The 12,350-nt window shown below is 43.3% G+C and carries 12 protein-coding genes, 17 tRNA genes and 1 rRNA gene; 29 read left to right on the forward strand and 1 reads right to left on the reverse strand.

The annotated features are described in order from the left end of the window. The 25 genes from J2Z20_RS16660 to J2Z20_RS16780 all read left to right on the forward strand — a co-directional run. Window positions 1-80: ribosomal RNA gene (locus J2Z20_RS16660) — 23S ribosomal RNA — on the forward strand; the annotation flags it as partial. A gap of 70 nt (window positions 81-150) precedes the next feature. Beyond that, window positions 151-226, forward strand: a tRNA-Asn gene (locus J2Z20_RS16665). Window positions 227-231: 5 nt separating this feature from the next. Next, window positions 232-323, forward strand: a tRNA-Ser gene (locus tag J2Z20_RS16670). A 17-nt stretch (window positions 324-340) separates the two neighbouring features. Continuing rightward, window positions 341-415 (forward strand) — tRNA-Glu (locus tag J2Z20_RS16675). Window positions 416-513: 98 nt separating this feature from the next. Further along, window positions 514-589 (forward strand) — tRNA-Val (locus J2Z20_RS16680). 12 nt (window positions 590-601) lie between these two features. Beyond that, window positions 602-678 (forward strand) — tRNA-Met (locus J2Z20_RS16685). Between the two features lie 4 nt (window positions 679-682). Beyond that, a tRNA-Asp gene (locus J2Z20_RS16690) sits at window positions 683-759 on the forward strand. Window positions 760-862: 103 nt separating this feature from the next. After that, window positions 863-938, forward strand: a tRNA-Phe gene (locus tag J2Z20_RS16695). Between the two features lie 22 nt (window positions 939-960). Next, window positions 961-1,036, forward strand: a tRNA-Thr gene (locus tag J2Z20_RS16700). A gap of 5 nt (window positions 1,037-1,041) precedes the next feature. Then, window positions 1,042-1,127: transfer RNA gene (locus tag J2Z20_RS16705), tRNA-Tyr, on the forward strand. A gap of 6 nt (window positions 1,128-1,133) precedes the next feature. Further along, window positions 1,134-1,207, forward strand: a tRNA-Trp gene (locus tag J2Z20_RS16710). Window positions 1,208-1,234: 27 nt separating this feature from the next. Then, window positions 1,235-1,310: transfer RNA gene (locus J2Z20_RS16715), tRNA-His, on the forward strand. Window positions 1,311-1,325: 15 nt separating this feature from the next. After that, window positions 1,326-1,399, forward strand: a tRNA-Gln gene (locus tag J2Z20_RS16720). 4 nt (window positions 1,400-1,403) lie between these two features. Further along, window positions 1,404-1,478, forward strand: a tRNA-Gly gene (locus J2Z20_RS16725). Between the two features lie 8 nt (window positions 1,479-1,486). After that, window positions 1,487-1,560 (forward strand) — tRNA-Cys (locus J2Z20_RS16730). 8 nt (window positions 1,561-1,568) lie between these two features. Then, window positions 1,569-1,654 (forward strand) — tRNA-Leu (locus J2Z20_RS16735). A gap of 11 nt (window positions 1,655-1,665) precedes the next feature. Next, window positions 1,666-1,742: transfer RNA gene (locus tag J2Z20_RS16740), tRNA-Arg, on the forward strand. Window positions 1,743-1,775: 33 nt separating this feature from the next. Continuing rightward, window positions 1,776-1,855: transfer RNA gene (locus J2Z20_RS16745), tRNA-Leu, on the forward strand. Between the two features lie 201 nt (window positions 1,856-2,056). Then, window positions 2,057-2,356, forward strand: coding sequence for a LiaF transmembrane domain-containing protein (locus tag J2Z20_RS16750; RefSeq protein WP_209853013.1), 300 nt, complete (start codon window positions 2,057-2,059; stop codon window positions 2,354-2,356). A gap of 56 nt (window positions 2,357-2,412) precedes the next feature. Continuing rightward, window positions 2,413-3,087, forward strand: coding sequence for a PspA/IM30 family protein (locus tag J2Z20_RS16755; protein WP_209853014.1), 675 nt, complete (start codon window positions 2,413-2,415; stop codon window positions 3,085-3,087). A gap of 6 nt (window positions 3,088-3,093) precedes the next feature. Further along, on the forward strand, window positions 3,094-3,519 hold the full coding sequence (locus J2Z20_RS16760) for a PspC domain-containing protein (protein ID WP_209853015.1): 426 nt from the start codon (window positions 3,094-3,096) through the stop codon (window positions 3,517-3,519). Window positions 3,520-3,522: 3 nt separating this feature from the next. Next, window positions 3,523-4,215 carry a PspA/IM30 family protein gene (locus J2Z20_RS16765; RefSeq protein WP_209853016.1) on the forward strand — a complete coding sequence of 231 codons (693 nt, stop codon included), beginning with the start codon at window positions 3,523-3,525 and terminating at the stop codon, window positions 4,213-4,215. A 134-nt stretch (window positions 4,216-4,349) separates the two neighbouring features. Continuing rightward, entirely contained in the window at window positions 4,350-4,997 is a 648-nt protein-coding gene (gene liaF, locus J2Z20_RS16770; RefSeq protein WP_209853017.1) for a cell wall-active antibiotics response protein LiaF, read from the forward strand. A 20-nt stretch (window positions 4,998-5,017) separates the two neighbouring features. Then, window positions 5,018-6,097 carry a sensor histidine kinase gene (locus J2Z20_RS16775; RefSeq protein ID WP_209853018.1) on the forward strand — a complete coding sequence of 360 codons (1,080 nt, stop codon included), beginning with the start codon at window positions 5,018-5,020 and terminating at the stop codon, window positions 6,095-6,097. Beyond that, window positions 6,075-6,725: a response regulator gene (locus tag J2Z20_RS16780; RefSeq protein WP_209853019.1), complete on the forward strand. Its 651-nt coding sequence runs from the start codon at window positions 6,075-6,077 to the stop codon at window positions 6,723-6,725. The genes J2Z20_RS16775 and J2Z20_RS16780 overlap by 23 nt, the downstream gene beginning before the upstream one ends. Window positions 6,726-6,800: 75 nt before the next feature. Here J2Z20_RS16780 and J2Z20_RS16785 read toward each other — a convergent pair whose 3' ends face one another. After that, window positions 6,801-7,166 (reverse strand): hypothetical protein, encoded by a 366-nt coding sequence (locus tag J2Z20_RS16785; RefSeq protein ID WP_209853021.1) that lies wholly within the window; start codon window positions 7,164-7,166, stop codon window positions 6,801-6,803. A gap of 168 nt (window positions 7,167-7,334) precedes the next feature. Here J2Z20_RS16785 and J2Z20_RS16790 point away from each other — a divergent pair, with 168 nt between their 5' ends. From J2Z20_RS16790 to J2Z20_RS16805, 4 genes are all read left to right on the forward strand, one after another. Then, complete coding sequence (locus tag J2Z20_RS16790) at window positions 7,335-8,102, forward strand: YwmB family TATA-box binding protein (RefSeq protein ID WP_209853023.1); 768 nt, start codon at window positions 7,335-7,337, stop codon at window positions 8,100-8,102. Window positions 8,103-8,252: 150 nt separating this feature from the next. Next, on the forward strand, window positions 8,253-9,803 hold the full coding sequence (gene zwf, locus J2Z20_RS16795; protein WP_209853025.1) for a glucose-6-phosphate dehydrogenase: 1,551 nt from the start codon (window positions 8,253-8,255) through the stop codon (window positions 9,801-9,803). A 103-nt stretch (window positions 9,804-9,906) separates the two neighbouring features. Then, window positions 9,907-11,490, forward strand: coding sequence for a peptide chain release factor 3 (locus J2Z20_RS16800; RefSeq protein WP_209853027.1), 1,584 nt, complete (start codon window positions 9,907-9,909; stop codon window positions 11,488-11,490). A gap of 175 nt (window positions 11,491-11,665) precedes the next feature. Then, window positions 11,666-12,328, forward strand: coding sequence for a potassium channel family protein (locus tag J2Z20_RS16805; RefSeq protein WP_209853029.1), 663 nt, complete (start codon window positions 11,666-11,668; stop codon window positions 12,326-12,328). Window positions 12,329-12,350 lie beyond the last annotated feature (22 nt).

A 12,350-nucleotide genomic window follows, 5' to 3' on the forward strand; every position in this document is an offset into this window, starting at 1 on the left:
CGACGAGGTTGATAGGTTGGAGGTGGAAGTGCAGCAATGCATGGAGCTGACCAATACTAATCGGTCGAGGGCTTATCCTAATAGAATGAAACGCAGATTCACATTTCGGTACTAGTTTTCAGGGATTGATACCTGAATTTAATTGAATGTTCCCTGATAGCTCAGTTGGTAGAGCACTCGACTGTTAATCGAGTTGTCACAGGTTCGAGTCCTGTTCGGGGAGCCATCTATGGAGAGGTGTCCGAGTTGGCCGAAGGAGCACGATTGGAAATCGTGTAGGCGTCAAAAGCGTCTCGAGGGTTCGAATCCCTCTCTCTCCGCCACTAATCTTATATAGCATGGCCCGTTGGTCAAGGGGTTAAGACACCTCCCTTTCACGGAGGTAACAGGGGTTCGAATCCCCTACGGGTCACCATTTACATTTTTATAAGGGATTAGATCCCTAAAACAACTGGTAATAATTATAACTTGATTTCATCGGATGTATTTTGGTAAAATTTAAATTGTGTTTATGGAGACTTAGCTCAGCTGGGAGAGCATCTGCCTTACAAGCAGAGGGTCGGGGGTTCGATCCCCTCAGTCTCCACCATAAGAATACTGACGCGGGGTGGAGCAGCTCGGTAGCTCGTCGGGCTCATAACCCGAAGGCCGCAGGTTCAAATCCTGCCCCCGCAACCAATGTGGAACCGTGGTGTAGAGGCCTAACATGCCTGCCTGTCACGCAGGAGATCGCGGGTTCGAATCCCGTCGGTTCCGCCATTACTCTCTTTTATAGAGATGAGGATTTTTCACCTAGTTTGCTCACTGATAACACCGTAGACTGCGGGTTAAGTGAAGTAACTTCAAACAAAACTTACCTTATGGCTCGGTAGCTCAGTCGGTAGAGCAGAGGACTGAAAATCCTCGTGTCGGCGGTTCGATTCCGTCCCGAGCCACCATCAAGTAACAATTGCATAACATGCCGGTGTAGCTCAATTGGTAGAGCAACTGACTTGTAATCAGTAGGTTGGGGGTTCAAGTCCTCTCGCCGGCACCATTTGTGGAGGATTAGCGAAGTGGCCAAACGCAGCAGACTGTAAATCTGTTCTCTGACGAGTTCGGTGGTTCGAATCCATCATCCTCCACCAGTATATAGGGGCATAGTTTAAAGGTAGAACAGCGGTCTCCAAAACCGCTGGTGTGGGTTCAATTCCTGCTGCCCCTGCCAATAGAATATTTATAACTTAATAATGTGGCGGTCGTGGCGAAGGGGTTAACGCACCGGATTGTGGCTCCGGCATTCGTGGGTTCAAGTCCCATCGATCGCCCCATAATATAAATCACGTTGGGGATTAGCCAAGCGGTAAGGCAACGGACTTTGACTCCGTCATCATAGGTTCGAATCCTGTATCCCCAGCCATTTTGCGGACGTGGCTCAGCGGTAGAGCATCGCCTTGCCAAGGCGAGGGTCGCGGGTTCGATTCCCGTCGTCCGCTCCATATTTTTTGGCGCCATAGCCAAGTGGTAAGGCACAGCTCTGCAAAAGCTTTATCCCCAGTTCGAATCTGGGTGGCGCCTCCATGAATTTCGCGGGAGTGGCGGAATCGGCAGACGCACAGGACTTAAAATCCTGCGGTAGGTGACTACCGTACCAGTTCAAGTCTGGTCTTCCGCATGTATGTTTATGTGCCCTTAGCTCAGCTGGATAGAGCGTTTGACTACGAATCAAAAGGTCAGGAGTTCGAATCTCTTAGGGCACGCCATTTTAATCTTATAACCAATTTGTTTGGTTGCTTGCCGGTGTGGCGGAATTGGCAGACGCGCGCGACTCAAAATCGTGAGGGAAACCGTGGGGGTTCGAGTCCCTTCACCGGCATCAATAAAGAAGACTTTCAAGAGAAATCTTGAAGGTCTTCTTTTTTTTGTCTATTAACGATCAACTTTGTTCTTGCTTAAGTCTTATGACCTCCTCGACCTAAGTCTAGGTTCAAAAACCGTCTGCGGTCCGTTTTGAAATGATTGGATAGGGCCTACAATAAGGACATAAGGTTGAAATGACGAAGGGCGGTGAGAATGGATGAGAGCAAGCAGATCTGGTGGTTTTGCAGCTCTAATGATTGTCTTAGGTGTACTAATCCTTTTAGGAAAATTCACACCATTGTTCAGCGGACTCATTGGAATTGCGATGGCGCTGATTATGATCGCTTTGGGGTATTACGGAATTCGGAACGGTAAAGCATTGATTGGATGGATTGTCCTCATAATAGGGGTTCTATCATTAATGTCAAAACTTGTTTGGGTTATCGTACCTCTCTTGGCTATCGGGTTGATTATTTACGGATTCTCCGTTTTAAAAGACAATTGCAGGCAGTATTAATTGCAAACATAAAGTTGAAATAACAAGAATGATTATTGGTTAGGAGGGGCTAAACAGTGGGTGTGTTTCGACGCATGAGAGATATTACAGTAGCAACACTAAATGAACGATTGGAACAAAGTCAGGATCCTGTTCGATTAATCGATCAGTTTCTAATGTCAACGCGGCAGGAAATAGATGAGGCCGAACGACTTTATCGGCAATGTGCATCACACACAAAACAGTTAAAAGCACAGCTGGATCAAGCTCAGACGATGAGAACAAAACGTGAAGAACAAGCGCTTCTCGCTCTGAAAGCTGGTGAAGAGAACTTAGCCAAAATGGCGCTGCAAGAAAAACTGTTATATGAAGAAAAAGTAGAGCAATATTCCGATTTGTATGAGCAAAATGAGCAGTCTTTACGTGATTTAGAAGAACAGTTAAACGTTCTGAAATCAGACTACGCTCTTGTATACAGCAAACGTCAATATTACTATGCCCGAATGGAGACTCTTAGACTCCAGCAGCGCATGAATGAACGTATGGGAAGTTACGGTACATCTGATATTCCTAAAATATTCAGTCGCATTGAGGACCGAGTATCTGATTTAGAGCATGAATCCCGGAGCTTGCGTGATTTGCGGCGTGCGGGGCAAGATATTATGAATTATGCAGGAACGGTGCTCCAATCAACTTTAGATCAAGAGCTAGCCCGTTTGAAGCAAAAGCTGAATCAAAGCGGAAAGGAGTAACGCAGCATGAGCAAATTGTATCGTTCCACTCGGGATAGAGTACTGACGGGACTTTGCGGTGGTCTATCCGAAGTGTTAGGTATAGATTCTACCCTTTTGCGAGTACTATTCGTACTTAGTATCCCGTTTTCAGGAGGAACAACATTATTTATTTACTTTGTTGCATCTCTCATTATTCCGAAGGAGCCAAATTATCCATTTGATTCTTTCGGGCCTAGAAAACCTGGTTATCCTGGTTACAATGATTTTGGTTCGAACTACTCTTCTACATTTGGATCAACGGCAGGGACTAACTCTTATAACAATGGGAGCAAACATACAGGAAGTTCAAATCTAGACGCTATGATGGAAGATATTGAGAAGAAGGCATTGAAAAAAGAAGTGGAGGAGCTTCGCAAAAAGCTTTCCAACTATGAGAAGGGAGAAGTGTAAACAATGGGAGTATTCAAAAGAATTAAAGATATGACAAGAGCATCTGTAAATGATCTGCTGGATAAGGTAGAAGATCCGGTTGTTATGTTGAATCAATATTTGCGAGATATGGAGGCAGAGATTCATGAAGCAGAGGTAACAGTTGCTAAACAAATGGCGAACGAACGCCGTATGAATCAACGTCTGGATGAAGCTGTAAGATTATCTGCACAGCGGGAGAAGCAAGCAGAAACAGCACTGCTGAATGGCCAAGAGGAAATAGCTCGTAAACTTTTGGAAGAGAAAATCCATTATGATCAAAAGCAAGTGGAATATCGAGATTTGCACGCTCAATCCAAAGCGCAAGCAAGTGATCTGCAACAGCAGCTCCATGAAATGAAAGATGAGTTCTATAAAATGCGTAATAAACGCAATGAGTTGATCTCACGTGCACAAATGGCTAAGGCGAAAAAACAAATGTCACAAATAAACAGCCTGAATTCGATTGAGGGCGGCGGCGCATCACTTGGCTTCAACCGAATTGAAGAAAAAATAATGCAGATGGAAGCAGAAGCTGACATTGTTCGTTCGGTTTATCGTTCTACTGGTGCAAGTTCAGCGTATACGGCCCCAGCGGATGCTGAGAAGCAGCTGAAGGTAGAGGAACAGCTGAATGCACTGAAATCCAAAATGAACGAAAGTGCGAAATCAGAATAAGCAGCTCACCCCTTCGAAACAACACCTATTCAGTTTTAGGACAATGTGATATTCTATAAAAGGTTAAGCCATATAGGTATAGAATATATACCGTATGGCTTTTCCATCCTTTCATTCATCTAAGGAGGTGCGGCATGGAGAAGCGAAATCGTTTTTTTGCCATTTTACTCATTGCAGTAGGTGCTTTTATCCTTTTCGGAAAATGGATTAGCTTTATGACCATCGCCGCCTTCTTTTTTATCTTATATGGTATTTATAAAATAAAACATGAGCAAGTACGCAAAGGATATACACTTCTGTCCGTTGGAGCTGGATTGCTGCTGCTCGATCATCTTATTATGATCATTGCGATTGCACTTATTTCGCTTGGATTGTTCTACGCGAAGACGACGCAAATCCAATCTCGAAAAGGTCTAATAAAGACGCAAAATTTCATGACGCATGTTGATTTGGACGATCATCCATGGATTTTGCGCAGTACGGGCATGTGGCACGTATTAGGAGAAGTAGATATCGATTTGTCTTTAGCGATTGCAGAGGAACAAGAGAACCTTTTATTGCTGGAAGGCATGTTCGGAGATATTGATCTGACATTGCCCGTTCATTACGGGGTAGAAGTGGATGCATTGGTCTTGTTTGGCCGAATTAAGTTTGGACAGGACCGAGAGACAAGTATGATGAATAGACTGAACTGGAAATCACCGAACTATGATACTGCTGAACAAAAAGTAAAAGTCGTGATCTCTTACATGGTAGGAGATATATCTGTTCGTATATCTTAAGGATAGGAGGACGATCGCACATGAAAACGAAGAAGCGGACGAACATGGTTGTTCGCAGCATGGGTGAAGGGGTTCTCTTATCCTTTATTTTGTTAATTGTCGTTTTATACGGTTTAAATACATATGGCTTTCTAAATCCTGTCATGACATGGGATAACTGGTTAAAGGCTGTAGTCGCTATCATTGTAATCCCTCTAGGCCTCGGTGCACTGTTTGGATTTTATCAAAGCTTTCGTGTGAAGAGGAAAATACAACTGATTCGGGGAACCCTCTTGCTGTGGGAAAAAGGAAACTTATCTGACCCCGTTCCTTCACTAGGTGAGGATGAAATGGGTGTTCTCGGTGAGCAGCTTGATCGAATCAGTAAAAAGTGGGAAGAGCAAGTGACCTCGCTTCAAAGATTGTCCACACACAACGCACAGTTAGCGGATAAGGCCAGGGTGTCAGCAATTGTGGAGGAGAGGCAGCGACTGGCAAGGGAACTGCATGATGCAGTGTCACAGCAGCTTTTTGCTATTTCCATGACAGCTACGGCCGTAGGACGAACGCTTGAGAAAGATTTTGATAAAGCACAGCGTCAAGTGGAACTCATTGAGGAGATGGCATCAGTAGCTCAATCAGAAATGCGTGCGTTGTTACTCCATTTGAGGCCCGTCTATTTAGAAGGAAAACAGTTGTCACAAGGTCTTGCTGAGCTCGTAAAAGAGTTAAAGGCTAAAGTGCCAATGGATATCATTTTAGAAATGGATGAAGATATTAAGCTCGTAAAAGGGATTGAAAATCATTTGTTTCGGATTATCCAAGAAGCACTCTCAAATACACTGCGTCACTCCAAAGCGGATAAAATGGAAATTCGCATTCAGAAGAGATTAGATACGATACGAGTAACACTAAGTGATAATGGAGTGGGTTTTGAGCTCGATCATAAGAAGCAGGCTTCTTATGGTCTTAGTACCATGCAAGAACGGGTTAATGAAATTGGAGGTACGATTCATATCATTACTGCTCCAGAGAAAGGAACACGGATTGAGATCACAGTACCTGTAGTTAATGAAGAAAGTGGGCGTGGTGAACAGGATGGAGACAGAAACACAAATTAAAGTTCTCATCGTAGATGACCATGAGATGGTACGAATTGGTCTAGCGGCCGTACTCGGAACTGAGGAAGATATTGAAGTGGTCGGCGAGGCTAGTAATGGAGCGGACGGAATCCGGCTTGCTGGGGAGTACAAGCCAGATGTCGTACTTATGGATTTAGTGATGGAAGGCATAGACGGCATAGAAACAACTAGGCAATTGCTAAAATTACAGCCAAGCAGCAAGGTGATTGTTCTCACAAGCTACTTAGACGATGAGAAGATGTATCCCGTTATCGAAGCAGGAGCCTTCAGTTATTTACTCAAAACGTCACGTGCTTCTGAAATTGCCGACGCGATTCGAGCTGCTGTTCGAGGCGAGCCAGTATTGGAATCTCAAGTTGCTTCCAAAATGATGAGTAAGTTCCGTCAGACGAAGACAGAGACATTGCCTCATGAGCAATTAACCGAACGAGAAATGGAAGTGCTCCGTCTGCTCGCTCAAGGTAAATCGAATCAAGAAATAGCAGATGAACTAATCATTGGTATTAAGACGGTCAAGTTTCACGTGACGAATATATTTACTAAGCTTGGTGTCGAAGACCGAACTCAAGCAGCGATATATGCATACAAGAATGGTCTAGCAGAATGACATTGCATCAAAGTTAAACCCGGATGGTAAATAAATATACCTTCCGGGTTTTTAGTTTAAGCGGTTGAAGATTTTTTATACGACGAGAAAAAATAGCGCAATTTGATCTAAATTTAACGTAATAGCTCCTCCGTATCCATAACGAATATGCCCAGTTGCATAATCAGGATAGTAAGGCGGTGGAGCTAGAGTGCTTATATTCGCTACCTTATCTGTTTTTTGGACTTTGGATGTCGAGCTTCGCTTCTTGTAATGTTTTACTTTATCTAATGTTTTGGGGGGAACACCCGAATCAGTCAGCTCTCCATTTAGTATAATCTGCCCGTTGTTGCTTTTGGTTAATTGTCCTACATATCTGGAGCCATCATGGAGAATGACGCAAACCATTTGGCCGTAATGCGGTGAAATCGTCTCTTCATTTATGGGGTAAATCGGAATCATCACAAATCAACCTCCCAGGTACTTTAATTTATTTTCATTGTATTCATGCCTATGCCCATGTGTATGGTCATCTACCTAGTTGACGAATAGTTTTAAGGACTAATGTGTAGAGCAACCTTATTAAGTTATTTGATCATTTAAAGTTTCATAGGAGGAGGATCGTATAAGATGATTCGGATTGGAAAATATAAAGCAGCCATTCTGCTCACTGTTCTAATTGCCGTATTGTTTGGTTTTCAGGTAAAGAGTGATTTTTCAAGCGGCAACACAGTGGACCTGGCAAATGAGAGTCTAAATAAGTTGCTTTCGTTTGGAAAAGCGGTATCAGGCGAACCGAACGAACCGATGAAAGTCATCGTTAAGTGGCATGGCTATTGGGACAATACGAAATTATCACTGGACGAGGCAGCTTCTAAAATGACTATGGAGCTCGGACTGCCTAAGGCCAAGCACACGTCGGTTCAGAACCGGGATGTTTTTACAAGCTCTGATGAACAGGAAGGGGCTCAAGTACATTTTTCTATTGTAGAACAGACTTCGCATCATTATTATACGGTCATCCAAATCGAGGCATCGAACGATATCAATTCTGTAAATCAACTTTATTCATTGCAGCATGGCCTAGGTGAGAAATTAACAGAGTTAGGCGTATCTGCCGAATGGAACGGGGCGATCCAAGGAATGGTTAATGGAGAAGATGTGGAGGAGAGTATCGATAAAGTAGAACAGACCCTTGAAACATCCGTTAGGCTGAAAAAGAAAGAGTCATACAGCGATATTTCAACAATAAGCCGTTCATACGATTCTTCCTCTCTGCCTATTCGAGTAAAAAGTGGACAACATAATGTGAGCCTGCAAATTGCCGCTCATCAAATTGAAGGTACGCATACAGTTCGGATTACAATCGGCATGCCGCTCATCACGATTGAATATTAAAATGAAAGAATGATGTAATTTTTATAATTAAAATGAAAATAATGGAATAGTTTTAATGAATATGTTAAAATGTCATCACATCGTGGGATATGGGCTTATTAATGATGTCTTTTTTATAAGTAGACTATACTATATAGAAGGATGAGAGCCATGATTGATAATCAAAATCTTGAAGTATTGCAAACGCCAGGCGCCGTGTTCCACCTATTTGGAGCAACTGGAGATTTAGCACGTCGCAAGCTTTTTCCAGCCATTTATAGCTTGTATCACGAAGGTAAATTATCCGAGGATTTTGCAGTAGTCGGTGTGGCAAGGCGGCCTCGAACGAATGAAGAGTTTCGTGACGATCTTTATCAATCGATTCAGCAATTTTGTCGATACAAAATAAAAGACGAGAATGAATGGGCCAGGTTTATAGAGCATTTTGAATATAAGTCACTCGATATTAACGATGTTAACGGTTTCCGCGAATTGAGACAGCAGACGGAATCGCTTGAAGAACGTTTTAATATTCCAGGCAATCGGTTGTTTTATCTTGCACTTGCGCCTGAACTATTCGGCAGTGTATCTTCAAATCTCCAAAAAGGCGGTATGCTTGATTCGAAAGGATGGCATCGGCTTGTTATTGAGAAGCCATTTGGCTACGACCTGGAATCGGCTGAACAGTTGAACAAACAAATTCGGCAAGTGTTTGAAGAAGAAGAAATCTTTCGCATTGACCACTACCTTGGAAAAGAAATGGTACAAAATATAGAAGTCATTCGCTTTGCGAATGCATTCTTTGAGCCTTTGTGGAACAACAAACATATCGCGAACGTTCAAATTACGCTTAGTGAAACCGTAGGTGTAGAAGATCGAGGCGGGTATTATGATCATGCAGGTGCACTTCGCGATATGGGACAAAATCATATGCTGCAGCTCTTGACGATGATTGCGATGGAGCCGCCTTCCCGCCTGCATGCGGAAGATGTTCGAGATGAGAAGGTGAAAGTGCTTCGTTCGCTTCGTCCATTTCGCTCTGCAGAGGAAGTTCGGGACAATGTGGTGCGCGGTCAATATGTGGCAGGTTCTCTTAGAGGCAAGAAGTTGCCTGGATATCGTGAAGAAGATAAGGTGAACCCGAATTCAAATACAGAGACCTATTTCGCGGCACGCGTATTTGTCGATAATTTCCGCTGGGCAGGAGTTCCATTCTACATTCGTACAGGCAAGCATCTCCCCGTGAAAACGACGGAAGTCGTTATCGAATTTAAGTCGATGCCAGCGACGGTTTATTTAGGGCAAAAGCATAATTTGGAACCGAATTTACTCGTTATTCGCGTGAATCCAATGGAAGGTATATATGTAAAACTGAATGCGAAGAGACCCGGTACGGAATCTGATATCCACCCGTTCGCAATGGATTTCTGTCAAAGCTGCTTAATTGGCATTAATTCACCTGAAGCCTATGAACGTCTTATTCATGACGCTGCCCGCGGTGATTCTACCTACTTTACTCGCTGGGATGAAGTAGCTGCAGCCTGGTCTTTTGTAGATTATATTGCTGAGGTATGGAAACAGGGGGCTGGCGATCTACGCCAATATCCTGCAGGGTCTTGGGGGCCGAAGGAAGCCCATAAGCTGCTAGAACAGGATGGTTTTCACTGGTGGCCAGTAAACGGACAAGAAGAAGATGATGTGGTATGGGAAGTAAGTATATAAATCGTCATAAATACATCCTCATGCTTTTATTGCATGGGGATGATTTTGTGTAAAGGTGTGGTACAATAATAAGTATGACTTTAGACATGAAGGGAAAATGGAAATGAGCAAAGCGTTAGAGCAAGTGCTGCAGCAAGAAGTAGATAAGCGCAGAACATTTGCAATTATCTCTCACCCGGACGCGGGTAAAACAACACTAACCGAGAAGCTTCTCCTGTTCGGAGGTGCCATTCGTCTTGCAGGCTCTGTTAAAGCTCGAAAAGCAAGTAAGCATGCAACGAGTGACTGGATGGAAATTGAGAAGCAGCGCGGAATCTCAGTTACTTCTTCTGTAATGCAGTTTGATTATAAGGGACACCGTATAAATATTTTGGATACACCTGGTCACCAAGATTTCAGTGAGGATACGTATCGGACGCTGACAGCAGCCGATAGTGCCGTCATGTTGATTGACGTGGCCAAAGGTGTCGAAGCACAGACGAAAAAGCTGTTTCAAGTGTGTGCTCAGCGTGGTATTCCGATTTTTACATTTATTAATAAATTGGACCGCGAAGGTCGAAATCCATTTGAATTGATGGAAGAGATTGAACAGGTGCTCGGCATCCGTTCCGTACCTATGAACTGGCCGATTGGCTCAGGCCGTGAGCTGTGCGGTGTATATGATCGTATGAAAAAACAAGTGGAGTTGTTCCAAGGGGATGACCATTCCACCATTCAAGTGCAAAAGGTATCGGACTATAAAGATCCGATCATTCGTGAAATGGCAGGCGAATATTTACATGAGCAGCTCTGCCAAGATATTGAACTGCTAGATGTAGCGGGTGATCCATTTGATTTTGAGAAAGTTAGGAAGGGCGAGTTAACGCCTGTATTTTTCGGCAGTGCGGTGAATAACTTCGGAGTGCAGACTTTCCTAGAGAACTTCCTTGAGCTTGCACCGAAGCCAGCTCCCCGCCATAGCACAGCAGGTGAAGTAGAACCAACGAATGAGAAGTTCACGGGATATGTGTTCAAAATTCAAGCGAACATGAACCCTGCTCACCGTGATCGAATTGCATTCTTACGTATTGTGTCAGGCAAATTCGAACGCGGCATGTCCGTAAAACATGTTCGTACCGGTAAAGAAATCAAACTGTCTCAGCCGCAGCAGTTTCTTGCTCAGGACCGTGATATTGTTGAAGAAGCATATCCAGGCGATATTATTGGTCTATTTGATCCAGGTATTTTCCGGATTGGGGATTCGCTTAGTCAAGGCAGTGAAGTTGTGTTCGATGAACTTCCGACATTCTCACCTGAAATTTTCGCGAAAGTGACTGTTAAAAATGCGCTGAAGCATAAGCAGTATCAGAAGGGGATCGATCAGCTTACTGAAGAAGGGACAATTCAGGTATTCCAGACGGTTAGCTTTGATGATACAATTCTGGGCGTTGTCGGTCAATTGCAGTTTGAAGTATTTGAGTATCGTATGAAAGGTGAATATGGTGTTGACGTTCAGCTGCAGCGGATGCCGTACCAATTTGCCCGCTGGATTGTGGACGACAAGATTGATCCAAGTAAATTCCGTATAAACTCAACACTTGTCAAAGATAAAAAAGGCAATTATGTCGTGCTGTTTGAAAACGAATATGCGATGAGAACGGCAATGGAGAAAAATCCAACAGCTAAGTTTTTAGAGACAGCTCCGTAATCTTATCATTAACTCCCTCCGTGATGGTTAATCTAAGAGGGAGTTTTTTGTTTATAATGTTCCCGTCATCGATTCAGTAAATGCAAGTTTGGTAAGCTCAAGCTTGGAAAATTTAAGTTTGGAAATCAGTGTGATATAATCATCATTAGACTTTTACATCAGAAGGGTGAAAAGGATGAACAATAAACAATTTGCTGTTATCGGCATAGGACGTTTTGGTTCAAGTGTAGCTAGATCACTAAGTGAAATGGGATATGAAGTCTTGGCAATTGATTCCGATGAACAACGGACGCAAGAAATATCAAGCATTGTAACCCATGCTGTGTCTGCTGATTCTACTGATGAAGATGCCCTTCGAGCATTAGGAATTCGTAATTTTGATGTCGTAGTTGTCGCTATTGGTGAAGATATACAAGCGAGCATTTTAACAACTTTAATACTAAAAGATTTGGGAGTGCCGCTCATTGTCGTTAAAGCTCAAAATGAACTTCATGGTAAAGTGCTTCAAAAAATCGGTGCTGATAAGGTCATCTTCCCTGAACGCGATATGGGACTTCGGGTTGCGCACCATCTAACATCACCGAATATTTTGGACTATATAGAGTTGTCAGAAGACTACAGTATTGTGGAGATGAGAGTCACCGATGCTATGGTCGGCAAAAACATGAAAGAACTCAGTATACGAGCTCAATTTGGTTGCAACGTCATGGCGATCAAAAAAGGTACGAAAATGAACATTTCTCCATCGCCTGACGATCGTCTAGAAAAAGAGGACGTTCTTATTATTGTAGGAGAGAAAGGGAACTTGCAAAAGCTAGAAATGGCTTATTCTAAATAAATGAAAGTCTGCCGATAGGATG

It is taken from the genome of Paenibacillus sediminis (assembly GCF_017873765.1).
Classification (GTDB): Bacteria; Bacillota; Bacilli; order Paenibacillales; family Paenibacillaceae; genus Paenibacillus_AG; species Paenibacillus_AG sediminis.

Bases quoted from the DNA above. Each gene is read 5' to 3' on its own strand.
- J2Z20_RS16790 (WP_209853023.1), top strand. From the start codon at position 7,335: ATGATTCGGATTGGAAAATATAAAGCAGCCATTCTGCTCACTGTTCTA.
- liaF (WP_209853017.1), top strand. From the start codon at position 4,350: ATGGAGAAGCGAAATCGTTTTTTTGCCATTTTACTCATTGCAGTAGGT.
- J2Z20_RS16800 (WP_209853027.1), top strand. From the start codon at position 9,907: ATGAGCAAAGCGTTAGAGCAAGTGCTGCAGCAAGAAGTAGATAAGCGC.
- J2Z20_RS16760 (WP_209853015.1), top strand. From the start codon at position 3,094: ATGAGCAAATTGTATCGTTCCACTCGGGATAGAGTACTGACGGGACTT.
- J2Z20_RS16805 (WP_209853029.1), top strand. From the start codon at position 11,666: ATGAACAATAAACAATTTGCTGTTATCGGCATAGGACGTTTTGGTTCA.
- J2Z20_RS16780 (WP_209853019.1), top strand. From the start codon at position 6,075: ATGGAGACAGAAACACAAATTAAAGTTCTCATCGTAGATGACCATGAG.
- zwf (WP_209853025.1), top strand. From the start codon at position 8,253: ATGATTGATAATCAAAATCTTGAAGTATTGCAAACGCCAGGCGCCGTG.
- J2Z20_RS16775 (WP_209853018.1), top strand. From the start codon at position 5,018: ATGAAAACGAAGAAGCGGACGAACATGGTTGTTCGCAGCATGGGTGAA.
- J2Z20_RS16785 (WP_209853021.1), bottom strand. From the start codon at position 7,166: ATGATTCCGATTTACCCCATAAATGAAGAGACGATTTCACCGCATTAC.
- J2Z20_RS16750 (WP_209853013.1), top strand. From the start codon at position 2,057: ATGAGAGCAAGCAGATCTGGTGGTTTTGCAGCTCTAATGATTGTCTTA.
- J2Z20_RS16765 (WP_209853016.1), top strand. From the start codon at position 3,523: ATGGGAGTATTCAAAAGAATTAAAGATATGACAAGAGCATCTGTAAAT.